Origin of the sequence: Kitasatospora sp. NPDC015120, assembly GCF_043080305.1 — a bacterium.
Taxonomy (GTDB): domain Bacteria; phylum Actinomycetota; class Actinomycetes; order Streptomycetales; family Streptomycetaceae; genus Kitasatospora.
In genome coordinates this window covers 1-24,058 of sequence record NZ_JBIBVJ010000012.1, presented here as the reverse complement: position 1 = coordinate 24,058, position 24,058 = coordinate 1, and the positions used below count along the sequence as shown (strand labels likewise).

At 74.5% G+C, this 24,058-nt stretch carries 16 protein-coding genes; 9 read left to right on the top strand and 7 right to left on the bottom strand.

From position 1 onward, the window contains the following. Positions 1-142 precede the first annotated feature (142 nt). Both ACF1AK_RS24535 and ACF1AK_RS24530 read left to right on the top strand, forming a co-directional pair. Positions 143-2,005: a hypothetical protein gene (locus ACF1AK_RS24535; protein WP_391500980.1), complete on the top strand. Its 1,863-nt coding sequence runs from the start codon at positions 143-145 to the stop codon at positions 2,003-2,005. Between the two features lie 22 nt (positions 2,006-2,027). Beyond that, positions 2,028-2,798 (top strand): hypothetical protein, encoded by a 771-nt coding sequence (locus tag ACF1AK_RS24530; RefSeq protein ID WP_391500979.1) that lies wholly within the window; start codon positions 2,028-2,030, stop codon positions 2,796-2,798. A 108-nt stretch (positions 2,799-2,906) separates the two neighbouring features. Here the strand turns inward: ACF1AK_RS24530 and ACF1AK_RS24525 are convergent, their stop codons facing one another. From ACF1AK_RS24525 to ACF1AK_RS24510, 4 genes are all read right to left on the bottom strand, one after another. After that, positions 2,907-4,097, bottom strand: a complete 1,191-nt coding sequence (locus ACF1AK_RS24525) for an acyl-CoA dehydrogenase family protein (protein WP_344337279.1) — start codon at positions 4,095-4,097, stop codon at positions 2,907-2,909. A gap of 122 nt (positions 4,098-4,219) precedes the next feature. Beyond that, entirely contained in the window at positions 4,220-5,188 is a 969-nt protein-coding gene (locus ACF1AK_RS24520; RefSeq protein WP_391501146.1) for a hydroxymethylglutaryl-CoA lyase, read from the bottom strand. A gap of 47 nt (positions 5,189-5,235) precedes the next feature. Beyond that, the gene (locus ACF1AK_RS24515; RefSeq protein ID WP_391500978.1) at positions 5,236-7,542 is read right to left on the bottom strand and encodes a biotin carboxylase N-terminal domain-containing protein; all 2,307 of its coding nucleotides are present in this window, start codon (positions 7,540-7,542) and stop codon (positions 5,236-5,238) included. 115 nt (positions 7,543-7,657) lie between these two features. Then, positions 7,658-9,346, bottom strand: coding sequence for a carboxyl transferase domain-containing protein (locus ACF1AK_RS24510; RefSeq protein WP_391500977.1), 1,689 nt, complete (start codon positions 9,344-9,346; stop codon positions 7,658-7,660). A 134-nt stretch (positions 9,347-9,480) separates the two neighbouring features. Between ACF1AK_RS24510 and ACF1AK_RS24505 the strand changes: the two genes are divergently transcribed. Then, positions 9,481-10,176 carry a TetR/AcrR family transcriptional regulator gene (locus ACF1AK_RS24505; RefSeq protein ID WP_391500976.1) on the top strand — a complete coding sequence of 232 codons (696 nt, stop codon included), beginning with the start codon at positions 9,481-9,483 and terminating at the stop codon, positions 10,174-10,176. Positions 10,177-10,520: 344 nt separating this feature from the next. Beyond that, positions 10,521-14,606, top strand: a complete 4,086-nt coding sequence (locus tag ACF1AK_RS24500; RefSeq protein ID WP_391500975.1) for an ABC transporter ATP-binding protein — start codon at positions 10,521-10,523, stop codon at positions 14,604-14,606. A 50-nt stretch (positions 14,607-14,656) separates the two neighbouring features. Here the strand turns inward: ACF1AK_RS24500 and ACF1AK_RS24495 are convergent, their stop codons facing one another. After that, on the bottom strand, positions 14,657-15,667 hold the full coding sequence (locus ACF1AK_RS24495; protein ID WP_391500974.1) for an ATP-grasp domain-containing protein: 1,011 nt from the start codon (positions 15,665-15,667) through the stop codon (positions 14,657-14,659). A 245-nt stretch (positions 15,668-15,912) separates the two neighbouring features. Here ACF1AK_RS24495 and ACF1AK_RS24490 point away from each other — a divergent pair, with 245 nt between their 5' ends. Further along, positions 15,913-16,449: an NUDIX hydrolase gene (locus ACF1AK_RS24490; protein ID WP_391500973.1), complete on the top strand. Its 537-nt coding sequence runs from the start codon at positions 15,913-15,915 to the stop codon at positions 16,447-16,449. Here ACF1AK_RS24490 and ACF1AK_RS24485 read toward each other — a convergent pair. Together ACF1AK_RS24485 and ACF1AK_RS24480 are read right to left on the bottom strand one after the other, a co-directional pair. Continuing rightward, a complete protein-coding gene (locus tag ACF1AK_RS24485; protein WP_391500972.1) occupies positions 16,416-17,555 on the bottom strand; it encodes a hypothetical protein in 1,140 nt (379 codons plus the stop codon). The genes ACF1AK_RS24490 and ACF1AK_RS24485 overlap by 34 nt on opposite strands. Positions 17,556-17,736: 181 nt before the next feature. After that, complete coding sequence (locus tag ACF1AK_RS24480) at positions 17,737-18,843, bottom strand: ABC transporter substrate-binding protein (RefSeq protein ID WP_391500971.1); 1,107 nt, start codon at positions 18,841-18,843, stop codon at positions 17,737-17,739. A gap of 484 nt (positions 18,844-19,327) precedes the next feature. On the opposite strand from ACF1AK_RS24480, the gene ACF1AK_RS24475 reads away from it, so the two are divergent. The 4 genes from ACF1AK_RS24475 (at position 19,328) to ACF1AK_RS24460 (ending at position 23,912) form a co-directional block, all read left to right on the top strand. Then, positions 19,328-20,773, top strand: coding sequence for an APC family permease (locus ACF1AK_RS24475; RefSeq protein ID WP_391500970.1), 1,446 nt, complete (start codon positions 19,328-19,330; stop codon positions 20,771-20,773). Positions 20,774-21,101: 328 nt separating this feature from the next. Next, entirely contained in the window at positions 21,102-22,118 is a 1,017-nt protein-coding gene (gene trpS / locus ACF1AK_RS24470) for a tryptophan--tRNA ligase (protein ID WP_391501145.1), read from the top strand. Positions 22,119-22,225: 107 nt separating this feature from the next. Beyond that, positions 22,226-23,182, top strand: a complete 957-nt coding sequence (locus ACF1AK_RS24465) for an LD-carboxypeptidase (protein WP_391500969.1) — start codon at positions 22,226-22,228, stop codon at positions 23,180-23,182. A gap of 13 nt (positions 23,183-23,195) precedes the next feature. After that, a complete protein-coding gene (locus ACF1AK_RS24460; RefSeq protein ID WP_391500968.1) occupies positions 23,196-23,912 on the top strand; it encodes a nucleoside/nucleotide kinase family protein in 717 nt (238 codons plus the stop codon). Positions 23,913-24,058 lie beyond the last annotated feature (146 nt).

Here is a 24,058-nt window from a genome sequence, read left to right as displayed (position 1 = left end):
TGTGATGGCTGCCGGGCCGCGACGGAGGGGGACGGCCGATCGCCGACTCCAGCGCATTCGCGTGTGGGCCGAACGTGTCATCCCCGTCGACGGCGCGCGGTGCAGCCCGCTCCGCCGTGGGGGTGCGGCCAAGAATGACACGGTGATCGTTGGGTCAGCCTCGCCGCCGAGTCGTTCCCCGCGCCGTCCCCCCTGCCGTCCGTTCCCCCGTGCCGCCGCCACCGTTCCCGCTCTGCTCCTCCTGCTCCTCCTCGCCCCGGCCCCCGCCGGTCCGGCCCACGCTTCCCGGACGTCGGCGCTCCCTCAGGCCCTCCGTCCGGCCCTCCTCCCGGCGGGCGGCGAGGCCCGGGGAGCGGTCCGGCTGGAGGTCCGCACCAACGGTGCCACCGGTGTCGACGTCCGGGTGCGCGCCGACGAACAGCTGCTCCGCGTCTACCGGTTGACGAACCAGGCCGAGTACCCGCTCACCGTCTCGACCGTGTCCGACGCCCAGGTCTCGGGGGCGGCCGTGGTCTGCGGGAACCAGCAGCCCCTCGCCCTCCCGCCGTTGGGCGTGGTCGAGTGCTCGGCCACCCTGCCGGCCCGCAGCGGACGGCAGCGGACCACGGTCCGGGCCGAGGCCACTGCCCCGAAGGGCATGCCGACGGCCGTCGCGACCGCGGAGGCCGGCTACCAAGGGCTGGTCACCGGGATCACCCTGACCCGGGTCGGGGTTCCCACCGGCACGGGGGTGGTGGTGCGCGCCGCCCGGTCCGCGTCGCGCCGGAGCCTGACCCTCGCTCAGGCACCCTCTGGAACGGCTCCCTTCCTGCCGATGGTGGTCGGCGGCGACGTCCGGCTGCGGTACCGGGTCGACGCCGTCGGGGACTCGCCGATCAGTTCGGTCAGCGTCGTGGACCACCTCCCGGGGGTGGGGCCGGTCAGCTGCACCGGACAGGCGGCGGGCGGGCTGCTGGAACCGGGCCACCCGCTGGACTGCGCCGCCTCCGGGGAGGCCGTGCCCGGCCGGCACACCGCCCTGGCGAGGGCCGACGGCCTGGCGGCCGACGGCGCGGTCGGCCAGGACGGCCGCCCGCTGCCGCCCCGCCCGGTCGCCGCCGAGGCACCCGGTGAGTACGAGGGGGAGGCCCCGGCCGGTGCGGGCGCTGCAGCAGTCCCTCCGGCGGCCGCCGGAGCCGCCAACCCCGCCGCTGCTCCGCCGGGCACGTCCGCCAGCCCGGGTGTCAACGCGCCACCACCGAACCCGGCGGCCCCTCCCGTCGCAGCCGCCGCTCCCAACGTCGCGGCGGCAGTAGCGGCTGCGGCCGCGGCAGCCGCAACGGCCGCTGCTGCCGCCGCCGCAGCAGCGGGATCCGCGGTGCCCTACCGCCCGGGCACCACCATCTTCGGGCTGCCCGCCAGCCCGTTCCAGGCGGTGACGGCCGCAGGCGGGGGTGCCGCTGCTGCTGCGGCAGCTGCCGCCGCTGCCGCTGTTGCTGCCGCGGCAGCAGCAGCCGCCGCGGCCGCCGCCGCTGGAGGTGCCGCCGGAGCCGCTGCCGGAGCCGGAGCCGGAGCCGGCGGAGCCGCCGGGGCGGCTGGAGCTGCCGGAGCCGGGGGTGCCGCCGGGGCCGCCGGGGCCGGTGCGGCGGGACCGGGAGCCGCCGCAGGCGGAGCCTCGGGCGGCGCAGGCGCAGGCGCAGGCGCAGGCGCAGGCGCAGGTGCTGGTGCGGGCGCGGGCGCGGGTGCAGGTGCCGGCTCCGGCGAGGGCCCAGGTGTCACGGGACCGGAGCAGCCGGGCCGGTCCAGCAGCCCGAGCCCCAAGGGGAACGCGGCCTCAGCCGCCCAGATCCCGGACGACACACCGTTCGACTGGGACGAGGACTGGGGCACCGACGAGGTTCTGATGCTGCTGTTGGCGATCGTGCTCCCCGTCCTTGTCGTGCTGGCCGCCGCCCTGTCGGTGCGGCAACGCCGGCGAGATGGTCCTGGAGGTGGTGGCGGTGGAGGTGGTGGCGTCGGTGAGTGAAGGCCGGGGGAGTGGTCGATAGATGTGGGTCAATGTCGTGGCCGCGCTGGCCGGCGCAGCGCTCGCCCTGGTCATCGGTGCACTGGTCGGCCGGTCCCGCGGTTCCCGCGAGGGCGCGACCAACCCGTCCGCCATCGGCTTCGCGGGCGCGGCGGTGCTCGGCTTCTTCGCCCTCTTCACCGGATTCGCCATCGCCGGGGCGTGGCAGCAGCTCAACACCGCCCGCCAGCACACCTACGAGGAGTCCCGGGCGCTCACCGAGGTGTACTGGTCGGCACGGCTGCTGCCGGGTCCGGACCGTCCGGTGGTCCAGCAGCGCGTGCGTGCCTACACCCACCAGGTGATCGTGGACGAGTGGGAGCAGATGGGCCAGGGGCACGGCAGTGCCGAGGCCTGGGCGGCGGCCGACCGGATCCGGATCGCCGTGGACGGCGTACGGAGCCAGAACGCATCCGAAATGGCCGCCAAGGCCGATGTGTTGAGGAGTCTGACGGACGTCTACGCGCGGCGGAACGCCCGGCTGGCCGACATCCGCGCGCAGGTGCCGACGCTGGTGCTGGGAGGTCTGGTGGTGGGATCGGTGTTCGTGCTGGCGACGCCGCCGCTGGTCGGGCTGACCGCCACCGGGCGCAACCTGGTGCTGATGGGGTTCGTGGGGGCCTCGGTGGCCTTCGCGGTCAGCCTGGTGTTCCAGCTCAGCGGCCCGTTCGACGGCGCGGTCAAGGTCACGCCGGCGGCGTTCGAACTCGCACTGACCCGGTACGACCAGATCGACTCGGGTGGCCCGGGGTGACTCCTTCCTTCTCGGTCCGGCCCCGACCCGGCGGCCAGATGCAGGTTCTCCCCCCGTCCGCCGGCCCGGGCGGGCCGGCGGACGGAGCGGGGGCGGCGTGCGGCCGCCTCAGGAGATGACGCCGAGCTCTCGCGCGATGAGCATCCGCTGGACCTCCGAGGTGCCTTCACCGATTTCGAGGATCTTGCAGTCCCGCCAGAAGCGGGCGACCGGGAATTCGTTCATGAAGCCGTACCCGCCGTGGATCTGGGTCGCCTCGCGGGCGTTGTCGACGGCGGCCTCCGACGAGTACAGCTTGGCGATCGCGGCCTCCTTCTTGAACGGTTCCGAGTGCAGCAGCCGGGACGCGGCGTCCCGCCAGGCGAGGCGGGCGGTGTGGGCGCGCATCTCCATGTCGGCGAGCTTGAACTGGATGGCCTGGTTGGCGCCGATCGGCCGGCCGAAGGCGCGGCGCGTACCGGCGTACGAGACGGACTGGTCGACGCATCCCTGGGCCAGGCCGGTGGCCAGGGCGGCGATCGCGATGCGGCCCTCGTCGAGGATCCGCAGGAACTGGGCGTAGCCGCGACCTCGCTCGCCCAGCAGGTTGGCCGCGGGGACGCGGCAGTCGGTAAAGGACAGTTCGCGGGTGTCGGATGCGTTCCACCCGACCTTCGAGTACTTCTTCGACACCTGGAACCCGGGGGTCCCGGTGGGCACGATGATGGAGGAGATTTCCCGCCGTGGCGAGGAGAATTCGCCCTCTTCACTCGAACGAGCGATCGGTTCGGTGAGCGCGGTGACGGTGACCAGGCCGGTGATGTCGGTGCCGGAGTTGGTGATGAAGCACTTGGTGCCGTTGATCACCCACTCGTCGGTCGCCTCGTCGTACCGCGCGGTGGTGCGGGTCGCCCCGGCGTCGGAGCCGCCCTCGGGCTCGGTCAGGCCGAACGCGCCGAGCAGCTCGCCCGAGGTGAGCCTGGGCAGCCACTCGCGCTTCTGCTCCTCCGTCCCGAAGCGGTAGACGGGCATCGCGCCGAGCGAGACCGCCGCCTCCAGGGTGATCGCGACCGAGGAGTCGACCCGGGCCAGCTCCTCCAGCGCCAGACAGAGCGCGAAGTAGTCGCCGCCCATGCCGCCGTACTCCTCCGGGAACGGCAGGCCGAACAGGCCCATCCGCCCCATCTCCCGCACGATCTCGTAGGGGAACTCGCCCTGCTCGTAGTACTCGCCGATCTTCGGCGCCACCACGTCCTGGGCGAATTCGGCCACGGTGCGCCGCAGTTCCTCGTGCTCGGTGTTCAACCGGTGGTCGAGCATGGTGATCCTCCTGGGGCCCCGCCGGGTGGGCGCGGGCGTGGTCGGGACGACCGCCGCCGTTGCTGGTGTGACGGGCGGGCGGTGTGATGAGCGGACGAGTATGAGGGGCCGGTCCGGACGGGTCAGCCCGGGGAACCGGCCGGGGTGGTGCCGAGCAGGGCCTGGACCGCGCGGGAGGGGCTCGGCCGTCCGAGCCGGCCGGCCATCCAGCCGCTGGTGGCGACCAGGGCGCGCAGGTCGACGCCGGTCCGGATGCCGAGGCCGTGCAGCATCCACACCAGGTCCTCGGTGGGCAGGTTGCCGGTGGCGCTCTTGGCGTAGGGGCAGCCGCCCAGCCCGCCGGCCGAGGCGTCCACGGTGGTGACCCCGGAGCGCAGCGCCGCCAGCGTGTTGCTGAGCGCCTGGCCGTAGGTGTCGTGGAAGTGCACGGCGAGCCGGCCGGCCGGCACCCCCGCGGCGGCGAAGCCGTCGAGCAGCGCGGTGACCTGGCCGGGGGTGGCCACGCCGATGGTGTCGCCGAGGCTCAGCTCGGCGCAGCCCATCTCCAGCAGCCGCACCCCGTGACGGACCACCTGGGCGACCGGGACCGGGCCCTCCCAGGGGTCTCCGAAGCACATCGACAGGTAGCCCCGGACGGGGATCCCGGCCTCCGTGGCCCGCTCCACCACGGGGCGGAACATCGCCATCGCCTCGTCCGCCGAGCGGTTGAGGTTGCGGCGGGCGAAGGTCTCGGTGGCGCTGGCGAACACCGCGACGTCGGTGGCGTGGTGGGCCAGCGCCCGGTCCAGCCCGCGCTCGTTGGGCACCAGCACCGGCAGGCGCAGACCGGGGTGACGGGCCGGCAGGTCGGCCAGCCGGGGCATCAGGTCCTCGGCGTCGGCCAGCTGGGGGACCCATTTCGGGTGAACGAAGCTGGTGGCCTCGACGGTGCGCAGCCCGGCGGCCGCGAGCCGGCCGATGAACTCGGCCTTGACCTCGACGGGGACGAGCGTGCCCTCGTTCTGCAGGCCGTCGCGCGGGCCGACCTCGTGGATCCGCACCTCCTCGGGCAGTCCGGCGGCGCGGACCGGGTCCGGCAGGCCCAGGTCCAGGGCGTCCGGTTCGCGGTCGGGGCCGGCGCTGCCCGGCACGGGGGCGGTCACGACCGCACCTGCGCGGGGGCCCCGGCGGGAGCGTCCGCCGGGGCTTCGGCGGGGGTCACCACGACCAGCAGCTCCTCCATCGCGACGGTGGCGCCGGCGGTGGCCCGCAGCTCGCTCACCGTGCCGTCGTGCGGGGCGGCGATCACGTGTTCCATCTTCATGGCCTCCAGGACGAGCAGGGGCTGGCCCTTGCGGACCGGCTCCCCGGCCGTGGTCTTCACGACGGTGACGGTGCCCGGCATCGGGGCGGTCAGCGCGCCGTGGTGGGCGGCGCCGGCGGCCGTGCTCTCGCCGACCGCGTCGTGGGTGTGCACCGGCCAGGCGTCGCCGTCGATGCCGAGCCAGGTCACCGGGCCGGCGGCGGGTGCGGAGGGGTCGCCGGCGGTGAGGGCGAAGCTCGTCCGCAGGCCGTCGACGGTCAGGTGGAGGCGGTCGCCGGAGCGGCCGGCCCGGGCCCGGTGGACCGGTCCGGCGCCGAGCCGGAGCTCGACCTCCAGGGAGCCGTCGCCCGGATTGTCAGTGGCGTCCGTTACGTTGCCCGCAGTGATCGATCGGACGCTCACCGCCACCGGGTCCTGGCCGGGGGTGCGGAGACGGTGGGTGGTCCAGGCCGGGTCGCCGCCCAGGCGCCAGCCGGAGGGAAGGGAGAACGGGTCGGTCCAGCCGTCGGCGTCGGCGGGCGGGGCGAGGCCCAGGTGCCGTGCGAGCGCGGCCGCGTAGTAGAGGAGGTGGAGGGGTGCCGGCGCCTCCGGCGGCAGGGAACCGGAGGAGGCGTCGTCCGGTGCGGTGCCGGTGGCCGGGGAGTACGGCGAGGCGAGCAGCCCGGGCTGCTGCTGGGCCGTCTGCTCGACCAGGCCGGTGTCGAGCCGGCCGGCGGCCACCTCGGGGTGGGCGAGGAGCCGGCGCAGGAAGCCGGTGTTGGTGGTGACGCCGAGGATCCGGGTGTCGGCCAGCGCGGCGCGCAGGCGCCGCAGCGCGGTCGGCCGGTCGGGTCCGTAGGCGATGACCTTGGCGAGCATGGGGTCGTAGGAGCTGGTGATCACGGTCCCGGGGGCGACCCCGGAGTCCACCCGGATGCCTTCGCCCCGTGGTTCGTCGAGGAGCAGGATGCGTCCGCCGGTGGGCAGGAAGTCCCGTTCCGGGTCCTCGGCGCAGATCCGGGCCTCGATGGCGTGGCCCTGGAAGGAGATGTCGGACTGGGCGAAGGAGAGGGGTTCACCGGCGGCGATCCGCAGCTGCCACTCGACCAGGTCCAGCCGCCGGGGCCGGCCGGCGGCGGGGGCCCGGTCGGCGGACGCCGGGTCAGCGGGGCTCCGGTCGGCGGACGCGGAGTCGGCCACCGCGACGGCGAGTTCGGTGACGGGGTGCTCCACCTGGAGACGGGTGTTCATCTCCATGAAGAAGAAGTCCCGCACGCCCTCGCCGGCGGCGGGGGAGTCCGGGCCGATGCCGGGGACGATGAACTCGACGGTGCCGGCGCCGGTGTAACCGCAGGACTCGGCGGCGCGGACGGCCGCGGCGCCCATCGCCGCACGGGTCTCGGCATTGAGCAGGACGGAGGGAGCCTCTTCGATCAGCTTCTGGTGGCGGCGCTGCAGACTGCACTCGCGCTCGCCGAGGTGGACGGTGGTGCCGTGGGCGTCGGCCAGCACCTGGACCTCGATGTGGCGCGGACGGTCGATCCAGCGCTCCAGCAGCAGGGTGTCGTCGCCGAAGGCGGTGCGGGCGACGCGCCGGGCCGCGGCGATCTCGGCCGGCAGTTCGGCGGGGTCGCGGACCAGGCGCATGCCCTTGCCGCCGCCGCCGGCGGACGGCTTGAGCAGCACGGGGTAGCCGATCTCCTCGGCGGCCGCGACGAGTTCCTCGTCGGTGGGCGCGGTGGCCCGGCTGCCCGGAACCACCGGCACGCCGGCGGCCCGCACGGCCTCCTTGGCGTTGATCTTGTCACCCATCAGCTCGACCGCGGCGGGAGGAGGTCCGATGAAGACGAGGCCGGCGTCGGCGCAGGCGCGGGCGAAGGCGGCGTTCTCGGCGAGGAAGCCGTAGCCGGGGTGGACGGCCTGGGCGCCGGTCCGGCGGGCGGCGGCGAGGATCTGGTCGGTCCGCAGGTAGGTCTCGGCGGCGGAGCTGTCGCTGCGGCCGTCGGGGCCGAGCCGGACCGCGACGTCGGCCTCGCGGACGTGCGGCGCGTCGGCGTCGGCGTCGCTGAACACGGCGACCGAGCGCACACCGAGCCGCCGCAGGGTGCGGATCACCCGGACGGCGATCTCGCCGCGGTTGGCGACCAGAACTGTGTCGAACATGGGAGGCGTTCCTCCGGGTCGAGGGGAGCCGTACGAAGGAGGTGGTGGTACCGGGTGGGTGCCGGGCACCGGGGAGGCGGCGGGGCGGGTGGGCCGCCGCCCGCAGGAGGGAGCGCTACATCCGGAAGACGCCGAACGGGGCGGGTGCCGGGAGCGGGGCGTTGGCGCAGGCGGTGAGCGCCAGGCCGAGCACGGTCCGGGTGTCCATCGGGTCGATCACGCCGTCGTCCCAGAGCCGGGCTGTGGCGTAGTACGCGTTGCCCTGGCGCTCGTACTGCTCGCGCACGGGGCGCTTGAACTCCTCCTCCGCCTCGGTGGGCCACTGCTCGCCGTGCGCCTCCAGCTGGTCGCGGCGGACGGTGGCCAGCACCGACGCGGCCTGTTCGCCGCCCATCACGGAGATCTTGGCGTTCGGCCACATCCACAGGAAGCGGGGTGAGTAGGCCCGGCCGCACATCGAGTAGTTGCCGGCTCCGTACGAACCGCCGATCACCACCGTCAGCTTCGGGACGCGGGTACAGGCGACGGCGTTGACCATCTTGGCGCCGTGCTTGGCGATGCCGCCCGCCTCGTACTGCCGGCCCACCATGAATCCGGTGATGTTCTGCAGGAAGAGGAGGGGGATGCCCCGCTGGTCGCACAGCTCGATGAAGTGGGCGCCCTTGAGGGCGGACTCGGCGAACAGCACGCCGTTGTTGGCGACGATGCCGACCGGGTGGCCCTGGATCCGGGCGAACCCGGTCACCAGGGTCGCGCCGTACTCGGCCTTGAACTCGGCGAACCGGCTGCCGTCGACCAGCCGGGCGATCACCTCGCGCACGTCGTAGGGCGTGCGCGGGTCGACCGGGACGGCCCCGTACAGGCCGGCCGGGTCGACGGCGGGCTGCTCGGCCGGGGTGAGCGGCCACGGGCGGGCCGCGCGCGGGCCCAGCCCGGCGACGATGGTGCGGACGATGGACAGGGCGTGGGCGTCGTCCTCGGCCAGGTGGTCGGTGACGCCGGAGGTCCGTGCGTGCAGGTCGCCGCCGCCGAGTTCCTCGGCCGTCACCACCTCGCCGGTCGCCGCCTTCACCAGCGGCGGACCTCCGAGGAAGATGGTCCCCTGGTTGCGGACGATGACGGCCTGGTCGCTCATCGCTGGGACGTAGGCGCCGCCGGCCGTGCAGGAGCCGAGCACGGCGGCGATCTGCGGGATGCCCGCGGCCGAGAGCCGGGCCTGGTTGTAGAAGATCCGGCCGAAGTGGTCGCGGTCCGGGAAGACCTCGTCCTGCATCGGGAGGAAGGCGCCGCCGGAGTCGACCAGGTAGACGCAGGGGAGCCGGTTCTCCAGCGCGACCTCCTGGGCGCGCAGGTGCTTCTTGACCGTCATCGGGTAGTAGGTGCCGCCCTTGACGGTGGCGTCGTTGGCGACCACGACCACCTCGCGCCCGGCGACCCGCCCGATGCCGGCGATCACCCCGGCCGCCGGGGCGGCGCCGTCGTACATCCCGTCGGCCGCCAGCGGGGCCAGTTCGAGGAACGGGGAGGCGGGATCGAGCAGGGTGTCCACCCGGTCGCGGGGGAGCAGCTTGCCGCGCGCGGTGTGGCGGGCGCGGGCCTTGGCGCCGCCGCCGAGCGCGGCCGTGCCGAGCTTCTCGCGCAGTTCCGCGACCAGTGCCCGGTGCGCGGCGGTGTTCGCCCGGTACGCCTCGGAACCGGGGTCGACGGCCGTGCCCAGCCGGGGTGCCGGGGCGGCGGCGCCCGGGGCGCCGGCGGCAGCGCTGCCATTGATGCCGGTGGGTGCGCCGGCGGTGGAGATGACCATCCCAAGAGCTCCCTTGCCCTCGGCGGCAGGTGGGCCGGCGGGCCTGGTGAGCCCGCGACCCCCACACGTTAATGAACGTTAACTTCCGCTGCCCAGGTTAACGACCGATAACCCCACTGTCTACGATGGGCCGCATGCCGAACGTTCCACCCGCCTCCGGGCTCCCGCGCCGCGACCAGATCCGCAAGGAGGCCGCCCGGTTGTTCGCGGCCCGGGGCTTCCTGGGTGTCGGCGTGGACGAGATCGGCAAGGCCGTCGGCATCAGCGGCCCGGGGCTCTACCGGCACTTCGCCGGCAAGGACGCCATGCTCGCCGACCTCCTGGTCGGCATCAGCGAGCGGCTGCTGGAGGAGGGCCGCCGCCGGGCGGGCGGCACCGGGGGGCCGGCCGCCGCGCTGGACGCGCTGATCGGCGGCCACGTCGACTTCGCGCTGGACGACCGCGACCTGATCACCCTGCACGACCGGGAGCTGCTCAACCTCCGCGAGGAGGACCGCCGGACCGTCCGCCGCCTCCAGCGCGCCTACGTCGAGCTCTGGGTCGACGTGGTCCGCCAGGCCTACCCGCCGCTCGCGGCCGCGTCCGCCGAGCCGGTCGCCCGGGCATCCGTGCACGCCGTCTTCGGGCTGATCAACTCCACCCCCCACAGCCACGGGCCGAACCCCGCCCAGGGGGACGAACGGGCCGGGCTCGCGCGTGACGCGATGGCCGCGCTGCTGCACAGCCTGGCGCACGGGGCCTTCTCGGCGGCCGCCGACGCCGTGGCCGCCGACACCGCGCGGGCCACCGCCGGCACCGCGCAGGCCGACGCCGAGGCCGTCCGGGCCTGAGCCCGGATTCCGTCGGGCCGCGTTGCGCCGTCCGGGGAGCCGGCCCGCCCGGCCGGTGCGCGCCGGGGTGCCCGGTCCGTGCGGTCCGTGCGGTCCGTGCGATCCGTGCGATCCGTGCGCTCGGGCCGGCGGCCTAGGACCAAGGGCGGTCGGCGCCCTGAGCCGGTGGGCGGTGGCCCGCCCCGGCCCGGTCGGGGACCCTGGTAGCGGGCGCGCCGGTCCGGTCCGCCGGGAATCACCGCAGGTTGCGGGCTGTTGCCCCCTCCGTCGGGCCGGCACCTCCGGCTCGCCCTGGCCTGAAATTCCATGGCGGCCACCCGACGGAATGGTTAGCATCCCTAAATATGCCTGAGACTCACGGATCTACGGCGGAGCTTTCGCCGAGCGGCACCCGAGCCGACACCCCGGGCGGCTCCGGTGACGGGCGCGCCCGACCGGACGCGGCCCCGGACCCCACGACCACGGCCGGTGCCGGAACCCCCGCCGGCGGCGAGCACGACGCCGGCGACGGCCGGGGCTGGCTCCGACGGCTGCTCGGCTACTGCTGGCGCTCCCGGCGCAGCGTGCTGCTGGCCTTCGGAGCCTCCCTCCTCGGCATGGCCGTCACCGCCCTGGTGCCCCTGGTCACCAAGGTGATCATCGACGACGTCATCACCGCGCACACCCGCCCGCTCGCCCCGTGGGCCGTGGTCCTGCTGCTCGCGGCCGCCGTCGTGTTCGGCTGCACCCAGGTCCGCCGCTACTACGGCGGCCAGCTCGCCGTCGACGTCCAGCACGACCTGCGCGCCGACCTCTTCCGCTCGCTCGGCAGGCTCGACGGCCACCGCCAGGACCGCCTGGACACCGGCCAGGTGGTCGGCCGCGCGACCTCCGACCTCCAGCTGGTCAACGGGCTGCTGTCGATGCTGCCCATGATGACCGGCTACCTGATCATGTTCGCCATGTCGCTCGGCGTGATGGTCTGGCTCTCGCCGCCGCTCACCCTGGTCGCCCTGGTCATGGCCCCGGCCCTGTGGTGGGTCTCCTCGCTCAGCCGCAAGCGGCTCTTCCCCGCCACCTGGGCCGCCCAGCAGGAGGCCGCGGCCGTCGCAGGCGTGGTCGACGAGGCGATCGGCGGCGTGCGGGTGGTCAAGGGCTTCGGCCAGGAGGCCCAGGAGCTCGACAAGCTGGAGGCGGCCTCGGGCCACCTCTACGCGGCCCGGCTCCGCTCGATCCGGCTCAACAGCCGCTACAACCCCGCCATGCAGGCGATCCCCGCGCTCGCCCAGGTGGCGGTGCTGGCCTTCGGCGGCTGGCTCGCGGTCGACGGCCGGGTCTCGCTCGGCACCTTCGTCGCCTTCTCCACCTACGTGGCACAGATGACCGGCCCGGTCCGGATGCTGACCATGGTCATCACCGTCGGCCAGCAGGCCCGGGCCGGGGTCGAGCGCGTGCTCCAGCTGATCGACGAGCGCCCGCTGGTCCGCGAGCGCCCGGACGCCGTCACCCTGGACCTCTCCCTCCCGGCCGTCGACGACCGTGCCGGCGAACGGACCCCCCACGCCGTCCGCGGTGCCGACGCCGCCGGAACCCCGGCCGCGGCCGTGCCCGCGGCGGGCCCGCGCGTGGCCGGCCCGCTCACCACCGAGGTGGCGCTGGAGTTCGACCAGGTCGGCTTCCGCTACGACCCCGAGCACCCGGCGCCCGTGCTGCACGGCCTCAGCCTCCGCCTCGCCCCCGGCGAGACCCTGGCGCTGGTCGGCGCGTCCGGCTCGGGGAAGTCCACCGTCGCGCAGCTGGTGCCCCGGTTCTACGACCCGGCCTCCGGCGCCGTCCGGCTCTACGGCCACGACCTGCGCGACCTGACCCTCGACTCGGTCCGGGCCACCGTCGGCATCGTGCCCGAGGAGAGCTTCCTCTTCTCCGAGACGGTCCGCACCAACATCGCCTACGGGCGCCCGGACGCCACCGACGAGCAGGTCGTCGCCGCCGCCCGCGCCGCCCAGGCCGACGAGTTCGTCCGGGCGCTGCCCGACGGCTACGAGACCAAGGTCGGCGAGCAGGGCCTCACCCTCTCCGGCGGCCAGCGCCAGCGCATCGCGCTGGCCCGGGCGATCCTCACCGACCCCCGCGTGCTGCTCCTCGACGACGCCACCTCCGCGGTCGACCCGCAGATCGAGGCGGAGATCCACGACGCGCTGCGCTCGGTCATGGCCGGCCGCACCACGCTGCTGATCGCCCACCGCCGCTCCACCCTCCAGCTGGCCGACCGGATCGCCGTCCTCGACCGCGGCCGGCTGCTGGACCTCGGCACGCACGAGGAACTTGAGGCCCGATGTCCCCAGTACCGGGCCCTGATCACCGACCCCGAAGCCGGCCGCACCCCCGCCGCGCAGAAGCCCGACGACCCGGCCGACCCGGCCGCCCTCGCGGACCCGAACGACCAGGCGAGCCCGACGAACCCGGCGAACCGCGCGAACCCGGCGACGGCGAGCACGCCGAAGCGGGTCCCCGCCCCCGCGCCGCCCGCACCCCCCGCGATGCCCACCCCGGCCCTGGCCAAGGCGGCCCGCACCGCGGCCCCCGCCCTGCTCGCCCAGGTCGCCGCCCTCCCGCCGGCCACCGACACCCCGGCGATCCCCCGCGCCGACGCCGAGCGCGGCGACCCCGACTTCAGCCTCCGCCGCCTGCTGCGCCCCTTCCGCGCACCGCTCGCCCTCGCCCTGCTGCTGGTCGCCCTGGACGCGGGCGCCGCCCTGGTCCTGCCGATCCTGATCCGGCACGGCATCGACGACGGCGTCAGCAAGGGCGTCATGACCGGCGTCACGGCCGCCTCGCTCGCCGCCCTGGCGGTCGTCCTGCTGGACTGGCTGGTGCAGAGCGCCGAGAACCGGGTCAGCGGCCGCACCGGCGAACGGGTGCTCTACACGCTCCGGCTCAAGATCTTCGCCCACCTCAACCGGCTCGGCCTCGACTACTACGAGCGCGAGCTGTCCGGCCGGATCATGACCCGGATGACCACCGACCTCGACTCGCTCACCTCGTTCCTCCAGACCGGCGTGGTCACGGCCGTGGTCAGCCTGCTGACCTTCCTCGGCATCCTGGCGGCCCTGCTGGTGATCGACGCCGGACTCGCCCTGGCGGTCTTCGCGGTACTGCCACTGCTGGTGGTGGCGACCCTGGTGTTCCGCCGGAAGTCCAAGACCCAGTACGAGATCTCCCGGGACCTCATCAGCACGGTCAACGCCGACCTCCAGGAGAACGTGGCCGGCATGCGGATCGTCCAGGCGTTCCGCCGGCTGGACACCAACACGGACCGCTTCGTCGCCCGCGGCATCGCCTACCGGGACGCCCGCGTCCGGGCCCAGCTCTACATATCGCTGTACTTCCCGTTCGTGCAGTTCCTCTCCAGCGTGGCCGCCGCGCTGGTGCTGATCGTCGGCGCGTCGCGGGTGGACGCCGGGACGCTCACTGTCGGCGCGCTGGTGGCGTACCTGCTCTACATCGACCTGTTCTTCGCACCGGTCAACCAGCTCTCCCAGGTGTTCGACGGCTACCAGCAGGCGGCCGTGGGCCTGGGCCGGATCCGCGAGCTGCTGCGCACCCCGACCAGCACCGCGCAGGCCGCCGACCCGGTGCCGGTCCCGGCCGGACTGCGCGGCGAGATCGAGTTCGACCGGGTCGGCTTCGCCTACAACGGCGGCGCGGACGGCGCCCCGGACGTCCTCACCGGCATCAGCCTGCGGATCCCCGCCGGGCAGACGGTGGCGCTGGTCGGCGAGACGGGTGCCGGGAAGTCGACCCTGGTCAAGCTGGTCGCCCGGTTCTACGACGCGACGTCCGGCACCGTGCGGGTCGACGGCGTGGACCTGACCCGCTACGACCTCGCGCAGTACCGGCACCGGCTCGGCGTGGTGCCGCAGGAGGCCTACCTGTTCGCCGGAACGGTCCGCGAGGCGATCGCCTACGGCAGGCCCGGCGCCTCGGCGGCCGAGGTCGAGGCGGCGGCCCGGGCGGTCGGCGCACACGACATGATCGTGCGGCTGTCCGGCGGCTACGACCACGAGGTCACGGGCCGGGGACGGAACCTCTCGGCGGGCCAGCGCCAGCTGATCGCGCTGGCCCGGGCGGAGCTGGTCGATCCGGACGTCCTGCTGCTGGACGAGGCCACCGCGGCGCTCGACCTGGCCACCGAGGCGGCGGTCAACCACGCCGCCGACCGGCTGAGCGGCGGCCGCACCACGCTGGTCATCGCCCACCGGCTGACCACCGCCGAGCGCGCCGACCGGGTCGTGGTGCTGGACCACGGCCGGGTGGTCGAGGACGGCACGCACACCGAACTGCTCGCCCGGGGCGGGGTGTACACCCGGCTCTGGCAGGCGTTCGTGGCGGAGGGCCACGGCGGGAGCGACGCCGCCCCCGCCCCGGCCGCGGACATGATCGTCGGATAACCGCCCGCACCGAACGGCGGCGGGAACCCGAAGCGGTCCCGCCGCCCCGGTCACGCCGCGAGCAGGGCGATCAGCAGCCCCGAGGGATCGATCCCCCGGGGCAGCTCGCTCACCTGCCCGTCCCCGACCTCGACCACCCGCCAGCCCGAGCCGTCGGCCCGCTCGGCGAGGTCGGTGGTGACGAACCGGCAGCCCAGTGCCCGCACCAGCGGCCGGACCACGGACAGGTCGGGAGCGGCGGGGCAGCCGGGCAGGTCCGGGTGCGGTCCGACCAGCACCGGTTCGCCGTCCAGCCACCACACCCGGGCCTCCACCGCCCGCCGCCGCCCGTCGCCCGCGTGCCGGGCCGCGCCCCGGGCCGCGCTCCGGTCAGTGTCCCGGTCCGCACCAGGACCCCCGCCGGAGGCGCCGTCGGGCCCGTCGCCGGACGGAGCGGCCCGGGTCTCCCACCCCACCCGGGTGAACTCCTCGAACCGCCGCAGCACGACACCGCCCGCCAGGTGCTCGGCCTGCAGTTCCACGAACCGCGCGACCACCCGCTCGACGGCGGGCAGATCCGCCAGCTCGGGGATGAAGCAGGCCTCGTCCCACTCGTGCTTGCGGGACTTCACGTAGTCCTTGACGATCGCCGGCCCCCGCCCGCCGAGCCGGGCGACGGCCGCGGCCAACCGTGCCCCGCCGAAGGGCTCGGTCCCCGCGGCCGGCAGCCAGACGCTCTGCGGGGTGGCCCCTTCGAACACCTCGTACCAGCCCGGCAGTTCGTGCGCCGAGGCGTACCCGGGCGGGCTGGTCAGCAGCTGCCCGCCGCGCTCCGCCAGGGCGGCGGCGAACTCCGCGTAGCGGTGGGAGGGGAGCATCCACCCCCGGTACCAGAACGGCCCGCGCCCCGCCGGCACGCCGCGGACGGCCGGGTGGGCGTCCCCGGCGAGCAGCGCGTCGTGGTCGACCAGGTGGTGCTCGCCGCCCAGGTCGCGCAGCAGCCTGGCCTCCCAGGCGAACTGCGGGTCGACCCGGCGCGGGTCCAGCGGGTGGGAGGGGAGGAGGAAGGCGGGAGCGGGCATGGGCGTCAGGGTAAGGCCACCGGCCGACCGGCGGGCCGTCAAAACCCCGACGTCACAGGCCTCGACCCGCTCGGACGCGTCGGCCCGGCCCACGGTCGGACGGCCCGGTTCCGCCGGGCCCGCCGACCGCGCCCGGGCCGCCCTTGGAGTCCGCGGAGTCCGCCCGCCGGGAGTCCGCCCGCCGGGATTCCGGCCGCCGGGGAATCCGCTCGACGGCCGGAGCGGTCCGCTGCGAGAGTGACCCGATGCGAAACCTGTGGCGCAACGCGCGAAGGATCCCGCGGCAGGCGGCCCGCACGGTCGTCCTGGACGAGTCGGGCTCCGTCTTCCTCCTGCGCTCGGACAACAGCGAGGTCGGCGTGCACTGGACCATGCCGGGCGGCGGCATCGAACCCGGCGAGACGCCGTGGACGGGGGCGCGTCGCGAGCTCTGGGAGGAGACCGGCTGGTCCGACCTCGAACCCGGCCCGCTGCTCTGCACCTGGGAGCACGACTTCACCTGGCACGGCACACCCGTCCGCCAGCATGAGCACATCTACCTCACCACCGGCCCGCACCGGGGCCCGGTCGGCGACGTCAGCGCGATGCACGCCGCCGACAAGATCCTCGACTGGCGCTGGTGGACCCCGCAGGACCTCGCCGACGCCGACGCGGACGCCCTCTGGCCGCCCCGGCTGCCCGAGCTGCTGGCCGCCGTCCGACCGGGCTGGCTCAGCGACGGCCGTGCACCCGAGCCCGTCGACCTCGGCTACATCCCGAACGCCCGGCCCGCCCGGTCCTGACCGCCCGTTCCCGGCCGCCCGGCCGCGTGCTTGCCCGACCGCCCGGCTCCGGCTCCGGCTCCGGCTCCGGCTCCGGCCCCGGCCGGGTCCTGGACCGTCCGCCGCCCGCCGCGCCGCCCGGGCGCACCGGCCCGCCAGTCCCGTGGCTCCAGTTCCCGGTCGTGCAGCGCGTCGGGGTTGATCACGACGGAGAGCCGGGCTCCGGCCAGCCGCTCGTAGGCGAGGCCGGTGGCGTTCAGCAGGTGCTCGGTCGGCACCGACACGGCGATCGCGGGCCGCCAGGCGGGCAGGACCACCAGACAGGTCCCCCGGCCGAGCCGGACGAGTTCGGCGGTGGCCCGGACGGCGGGCCGCTCCGCGGAACGCCCGGCCGCTCCGGCCGGACCGGGGCCTCCCGCGGCCTCCGGCAGCTGAGGGGTACCGCCGATCAGGACGCCCAGCGGTGCCTCGGCACCCGTCGCCCGCGCACCCGCTCCGCTCCGGTCGTCGTCGCCGGTGCGCGGCCCCGGGACGGCCGTCACGTCCGCCGTGGGCACCGGGCCGGCGCCCACGGCGGACGGCCGGGGGTCTCCGGCCGCCTGCGGATGCATCCGGCGCAGCCGGCGCGACGGCGCGGGGCGCCTGGTGACGACGGTGCGCAGTTCCTCCTGGGCCGCCCGCAGCACGGGAACGCTGCGGTCCCGGGCGGCCGGCCGCTGCTGGAGCCGTACGAAGCCCTCGCCGCCCTCTCCGCCCTCCGCACGCTCCGGCCCGGTCCCGAGGTCGGCGCCGGGCCCGGCCGCACCGTCCGGCCCGCTGCTCGGCCCGCCGTCCGGCCCGACGGCCCGCCGGGCGGCGCCACCGCCGCGCGGCCGTGGAACGGAACCGCCCGCCAGGACACCGGCGGTGCCGCCCGTCCGGCCGTCGGCCCCCGCCGCCGCGATGGAGCAGAGGGAGGCGCCGCCGGGTGCGGCACCCCCGGCGGTGACTCCCGTGTGCCCCGCCTCCCCGGTGTTCCCCGCGGTCCCGTCCGGGAGCGGGGGCGCGGGGAACACCGGGGGCACCGGCGGCGCGGACGGTGTGGCCGACGCGGGCCGGTCGGCGGCGGTCTGGTCGAGCGTGGTCATTGGCACGGGCCCTTCGGGGTTCGGTGCCGTCGATCCTCCCGTACCGGGCGATCTGCTCCAAGCGCCTTTCCGCCCCGTGTGCCGCATGCCACCCTTCCGCCCCGTCCGTCCCATCCGTCCGGGCCGCCCCGCGTCCTGACGCCCCATCGGTCCGTCCGGGGCGCCCCCCCCCGAGCGCCGATCAGGCGCCGGGCGCCACGAAGCCCTTGAGGTCGGACAGGACGACGTTGGCCGCGGCCACGCCGAGGCCGAGGAACCAGGTCTCGTCCGGGACCGGCCGGGCCTGCCCGGACTTGACCGCGCCGAGCGTCTTCCACAGCGCCCCGCCGAGCACGGCGTCCTGGTTGGTGGAGCTGGGGGTGCCGTAGACGCCGTAGAAGACCCAGTCGGCGTCCGCCTTGTCGATCTGCTCGGGGCTGATCTCCACCGCGAGCTCCTTGACCTGCATGATCTTGGGCTGCGGCAGCTGGGTGTCGCCGAGGATGGTGCCGATGAAGGACAGCTCCGCGTAGAGCCGGGTCTTGCCGGGCATGAAGCGCAGCGGCGTGATGGTCGGCCGCTTGTCGCCGAGCTTGGCGCCGATCGCCGCGGCCGCCGTCTGGTAGGCGTCGAGCTGGGCCTTGGCCTCCGCCTCCAGGCCGAACGGGCTCGCGTTGAGCACGAAGTTCTGCTTCCACGGGTAACCGGGGCGCAGCGAGAACACGGTCGGCGCGATCTTGGAGAGCTGCTCGTACTGGTCCTGGGCGCGCAGCTGGCTGCCGAGGATCAGGTCGGGCTTGAGCGCGGCGATGGCCTCCAGGTTGAGGCTGTTGATGGTGCCGACGTTGGCCGGGGCGCCGGCCTTGTCCTTGAGGTAGGACGGCATGGTCTTGGAGCCGTCGGTGTGGACGACGCCGACCGGCTGGATGCCGAGCGAGACGACGTTGTCGAGCTCGCCGGTGTCGAGGACCACGACCCGGACCGGCTTGGCGGGGATGACGGTCTCGCCCATCGCGTGCTTGATCGTCCGGGGGTAGACGCCGGGCGCGGCGTCGGTGCCGAAGCCCTTCATCTTCTCGATCACCGCGGCGTAGTCGTCGCCGCCCTGCTTGACCGACTTCTGGTCCGGAGCGGAACCCCCGGAGGGCTTGGCGGTCGTGCCGCCGGAACCGCCGGTGCCGGAGTCGCCCGAGCTGCCGCAGGCGGTGAGCAGCCCGCCGAGGCCGAGCACGGCTCCGCCGGTGAGGGCCGCGGTGAGCAGCGTGCGGCGGGTGGGGCTGGCGGTCGGACGGCCGGAGGTGGGGGACACGCGGCACTCCTTCACGGACGGTGCGTCGGGGTTAGGTGAGGCAAACCTATCCGACGGCCCCGCCGGAGTCCCCGCCGGATCGTCCGAGGGGGGCCCGGCCGATCCCCGAAACATCACAAACCGTGACATACCACAGCAAATCAATTCGGTAACGACCCTTAGAAATAAAGGTACACGCCTTAACAACCCATGCATCGTCGGGCAACAGCTGATCACACTCAGGCAAATCGAAGGGAGTGGCTCAGATCACCCACGGTTGGACTACTCAACCTTCGCCGCCCGCACCTAGGGTGCGCTGGTGTTTGATCAGCAGCTCTCAGAGCACGGAAGCAGCGGCCGGGCAACGGCGCCCGCCGCTCCGCAGGGTGCCCCGGTCAGTGGCGCCAGTGGTGGAGCCCCCGGCGCTGCGCCGGAGGCGGCGGGGGCAGCGGGGGCAGCGGGGGACAAGGGCCTACGGGGCAACTCCGTCGGCCTGCTGAGCAGCGTGGTCCTGGGCGTCTCCACGGTCGCCCCGGTCTACTGCCTGACCGCGACGCTGGGTCCGACCGTCACCGCCGTCGGCGTCCAGATGCCCGCGGTCTTCCTGGCCGGCTTCCTGCCGATGCTGCTCGTCGCGTTCGCGTACAAGGAACTGAACAAGGACTTCCCGGACTGCGGCACGTCCTTCACCTGGACGGTCAAGGCCTTCGGCCCCCGCGTCGGCTGGATGGCCGGCTGGGGCCTGACGGTCGCCACGATCATCGTGCTGTCCAACCTCGCCGGGGTGGCCACCGACTTCCTGTACCTGATGCTCGGCGAGATGACCGGCAGCAGTGCCGTCGCCGGTCTCAACGACAACAAGGCCGTGCACCTGGCCACCGTCGTGGTGTTGATCGCCGCCGCCACCGCGATGAGCTACCGCGGCATGACGGCGACCAAGTGGTTCCAGTACAGCCTGGTCGGCCTCCAGCTCGCCGTCCTGCTGCTGTTCTCCGGCATCGCCATCGCCAAGGCCGCCGCCGGCGACCTGCCCGACTCGATCGGCTTCTCCGCCTCCTGGCTCAACCCGCTCGAAGTGAGCTCGTTCAGCGCCTTCACCGCAGGCCTGTCCCTGTCGATCTTCATGTACTGGGGCTGGGACACCTGCCTCACCATGAACGAGGAGACCAGCGGCAGCGCCAAGACCCCGGGCCGCGCCGCGATGATCTCGATGGTCACCCTGGTCGGCTCCTACCTGCTGGTCGCGATCGCCGCCCAGATGTTCGCCGGCGTCGGCACCACCGGCACCGGTCTCGGCAACCCCGACACGGCCGACAACGTCTTCGCCGCCCTGGCCCGCCCCGTGCTCGGCTCCCCGTGGAGCATCCTGCTCTTCGTGGCCGTCGTCGCCAGCGCCGCCGCCAGTCTCCAGACCACCTTCATCCCGGTCGCCCGCACCCTGCTCGCGATGAGCGCCTACCGGGCCGTGCCGCCGCGCTTCGGCACCGTCCACCCGCGCTACCGCACCCCCGGCTTCGCCACCGTCGCCGCGGGCATCGCCACCGCCGCCTTCTACGTCGGCATGAGCGTGATCAGCGAGAACGTCGTCCAGGACACCATCCTGGCGCTCGGCCTGATGATCTGCTTCTACTACGCGCTGACCGCCTTCGCCTGCGTCTGGTACTTCCGCCGCTCGCTCCGCGACAGCCTGCGCGACCTCGCCGTCAAGGGCATCGCCCCGCTGCTCGGCGGCGTCCTGCTCAGCGGCGTCTTCCTGCAGACCCTCACCGACGCCTGGGACCCGGAGTACGGCAGCGGTGCCGTCCTCGGCATCGGCTCGGTGTTCGTCATCGGCGTCGGCATCCTGCTGCTCGGCGCGGTCCTCATGGTCGTGTACGGGGTCTACCGGCCCGCCTTCTTCCGCGGCGAGACGCTCCGCAAGGACACGCCCGCCCTCGTCGTCGAGGACTGACGGCCCCCGGGGAGCCGAGCGGGCCCGTACGGGCACCGGCTATCCTCGAACCCATGAAGCGCTTCGCAGGTCTCAGCTGGTGGCCGTCCTAGGACGGCCACCAGCCACGCCTGACCAGGGCCGTCCGGGATGGACGGCCCTGCTGCGTTTCTCCGACGGGACGGGCCCCGAGCCCCGGACGGCCGCCACCACCGCCGTACCGAGGAGAAACCCCGTGACCACCACCACCGTCGCCGACCGCACCGAGCCCGGTGACCGCACCGAGCCCGGTGACCGCACCGAGCCCGGTGACCGCACCGAGCCCGGCGACCTCGCCGGCTTCGACGCCCTGGACGAGACCGTCCGCCGCGACCCGGGCGCCCACCGCGTCCTCACCGGAGACCGCCCCACCGGCCCGCTCCACCTCGGCCACTACTTCGGCAGCCTCCGCAACCGCGTCCGCCTCCAGCGCCTGGGCGTCGAGATGTTCCTGGTCATCCCCGACTACCAGGTCATCACCGACCGGGACGTCGCCGACCGCCTCGCCGAGCACACCGAGAACCTCGTCCTGGACTACCTCGCCACCGGCATCGACGCCGACCGCGCCACGATCTTCACCCACAGCGCCGTCCCCGCCCTCAACCAGCTGCTGCTGCCCTTCCTCAGCCTGGTCAGCGTCGCCGAGCTCCACCGCAACCCCACCGTCAAGGACGAGATCGCCCACTCCAGCCAGTCCGCCGTCAACGGGCTGATGCTCACCTACCCCGTCCACCAGGCCGCCGACATCCTCTTCTGCAAGGCCGACCTCGTCCCCGTCGGCAAGGACCAGCTGCCCCACCTGGAGGTCAGCCGCACCGTCGCCCGCCGGTTCAACGAGCGCTACCCGCACCCCGACGGCCGCACCGTCTTCCCCCGCCCCCGCGCCCTGCTCGACGCCGCCCCGCTGCTGCTCGGCACCGACGGCGGCAAGATGAGCAAGAGCCGCGGCAACTCCATCCCGCTCGGCGCCGACGAGGACACCACCGCGCGGCTCCTCAAGGGCGCGAAGACCGACACCGACCGCCGCATCACCTACGACCCCGCCACCCGCCCCGAGGTCTCCAACCTGGTCCTGCTCGCCGCCCTCTGCCAGGACCGCACCCCCGAGGAGGTCGCCGAGGAGATCGGCGACGGCGGCGCGGCCGCGCTCAAGCGGACGGTCACCGAGGCCGTCAACGAGCACCTCCGCCCGATCCGCGCCCGCCGCGCCGACTTCGCCGCCGACCGCGGCCACCTCCGCGACGTCCTGCGCGCCGGGAACGAACGCGCCAACACGATCGCCGACGCCACCCTCGCCGAAGTGCGCGAGGTCATGGGATCGCTGTGAACGCGTCAGGGGCATAACCTCTCGGGGCCGGTCCGCACCGGCCCCGAGACCCACCCCTCACCCGCGACCACGTCGCACCCGCGACCGCGCCCGGAAGGAACCCGGCCATGGACCGCCACCCGACCACTCCCGGCCGAGGACTGACCCGCCCGCCGCACCTCCGCCCCGGGGACCACGTCGCCGTGGTCGCCACCAGCGGACCCGTCGACCCCCGGCGGCTCGACGCCGGCACCGCCCTGCTGCGCTCCTGGGGCCTGCGCGTCACCGTCGCCCCGCACGTCCTCGACACCCACCCCGTCCTCGGCCACCTCGCCGGCACCGACGCCGACCGTGCCGCCGACCTCCAGGCCGCCTGGCTCGACCCCACCGTCGACGCCGTCATGTGCGCCCGCGGCGGCTACGGCGTCCACCGCATGGTCGACCTCCTCGACTGGGACGCCCTGCGCGCCGTCCGGCCAAAGATCCTGATCGGCTTCAGCGACGTCTCCTCCCTGCACGAGGCCTTCGCCCAGCGCCTCGGCCTCGCCACCCTCTACGGCCCGATGAGCGCCACCGCCACCTTCATCGAGGACGGCCCCACCGCCGAGCACCTGCGCCGCACCCTGTTCGACCCCGCCGCCACGACGGTCCTCACCTCGGCCACCGCCACCGCCCTCGTTCCCGGCCGGGCCCGCGGCATCACCGCCGGCGGCTGCACCCACGTCCTCGCCGCCGAACGCGGCACCCCCGCCGCCCGGCCCTCCTACGCCGGCAGCATCCTGGTCCTGGAGGACGTCAACGAGCACCCCTACCAGCTCGACCGCCTCCTCACCCAGCTGCTGCGCTCCGGCGCCTTCGACGGCGTCACCGGCATCGCCCTCGGCTCCTGGGAGGGCTGCGGCCCGCTCGACCGGGTCCGGGACGTCATGCTCGACCGCCTCGGCCCGCTCGGCCTACCGGTCGTCTGGGAACTGGGCTTCGGTCACGGTCCCTCCACCCTGACCGTCCCGCTCGGCGTCCCCGCCCTGCTCGACGCCGACGCCGGCACCCTCACCCTGGACCTTCCCGCCCTCGCCGAACGCTGAGTAGGGTGCGGCCATGAACGCGGACCGCTCCACGGGGACACCCGCCGTGGCCGACCTCGACGCGGACAGCCTCACGGCCCTCGCCCTCCGCCTGCTGCGCGGCCCCGGCAGCAACGCCCGCACCGTCCTCGGGCTCACCGGTCCGCCCGGCGCCGGCAAGTCCACCCTGGCCCGGCACCTCGTCGCCGAGGTCGAACGCCACGAGGGCCCGGGCAGCGCCGCCTACCTCCCGCTGGACGGCTTCCACCTCTCCGCCGCCCAGCTCGACCGCCTCGGCCTCGGCCACCGCAAGGGCGCACCCGCCACCTTCGACGCCCACGGCTACATCGCCCTGCTCCACCGGGTCGCCACCGACCGCTTCCGGGACATCTACGCCCCCGACTTCGACCGCGCGCTCGACGAGCCGGTGGCCGCCCGGCACGTCGTCCGCCCCCACACCCGCCTCGTCGTCACCGAGGGCAACTACCTCGCCGCCGCCGACCACCCCTGGCCCGAGGCCCGCCGACTGCTGCGCGAACTCTGGTACGTCGAGACGGACGACGTCGTCCGCGAGGCCCGCCTGCTCGACCGCCACCGCGCCGGCGGCCGCGACGAGGCCGCCGCCCGGCACTGGGTCACCGGCAACGACCACCCCAACGGCGAGTACGTGAAGGCCGGCCGCGCGGTCTGCACCCGCATCGTCCGGGTGGGCCGTTTGCCTTCGCCCCCGCATGGGCGTAGTGTTCTCTAGTCGCTCGGCAGGGAGCACCGGACACGCATCGGCGCGGACGGTCCCGGGGCGGCCAATCCTCTGAAACACCACCTCTTCCCGGTTACGGGCCGAGGCGCTTCGTTGTCTTTTCGACGCGTTCCGGCTCAGGGTTTATTTGTCGTGCC

Coding starts and splice junctions, on each gene's coding strand:
- ACF1AK_RS24530 (WP_391500979.1), top strand. CDS start 2,028: ATGTGGGTCAATGTCGTGGCCGCGCTGGCCGGCGCAGCGCTCGCCCTG.
- ACF1AK_RS24525 (WP_344337279.1), bottom strand. CDS start 4,097: ATGCTCGACCACCGGTTGAACACCGAGCACGAGGAACTGCGGCGCACC.
- ACF1AK_RS24515 (WP_391500978.1), bottom strand. CDS start 7,542: ATGTTCGACACAGTTCTGGTCGCCAACCGCGGCGAGATCGCCGTCCGG.
- ACF1AK_RS24510 (WP_391500977.1), bottom strand. CDS start 9,346: ATGGTCATCTCCACCGCCGGCGCACCCACCGGCATCAATGGCAGCGCT.
- ACF1AK_RS24505 (WP_391500976.1), top strand. CDS start 9,481: ATGCCGAACGTTCCACCCGCCTCCGGGCTCCCGCGCCGCGACCAGATC.
- ACF1AK_RS24500 (WP_391500975.1), top strand. CDS start 10,521: ATGCCTGAGACTCACGGATCTACGGCGGAGCTTTCGCCGAGCGGCACC.
- ACF1AK_RS24495 (WP_391500974.1), bottom strand. CDS start 15,667: ATGCCCGCTCCCGCCTTCCTCCTCCCCTCCCACCCGCTGGACCCGCGC.
- ACF1AK_RS24490 (WP_391500973.1), top strand. CDS start 15,913: ATGCGAAACCTGTGGCGCAACGCGCGAAGGATCCCGCGGCAGGCGGCC.
- ACF1AK_RS24485 (WP_391500972.1), bottom strand. CDS start 17,555: ATGACCACGCTCGACCAGACCGCCGCCGACCGGCCCGCGTCGGCCACA.
- ACF1AK_RS24465 (WP_391500969.1), top strand. CDS start 22,226: ATGGACCGCCACCCGACCACTCCCGGCCGAGGACTGACCCGCCCGCCG.
- ACF1AK_RS24460 (WP_391500968.1), top strand. CDS start 23,196: ATGAACGCGGACCGCTCCACGGGGACACCCGCCGTGGCCGACCTCGAC.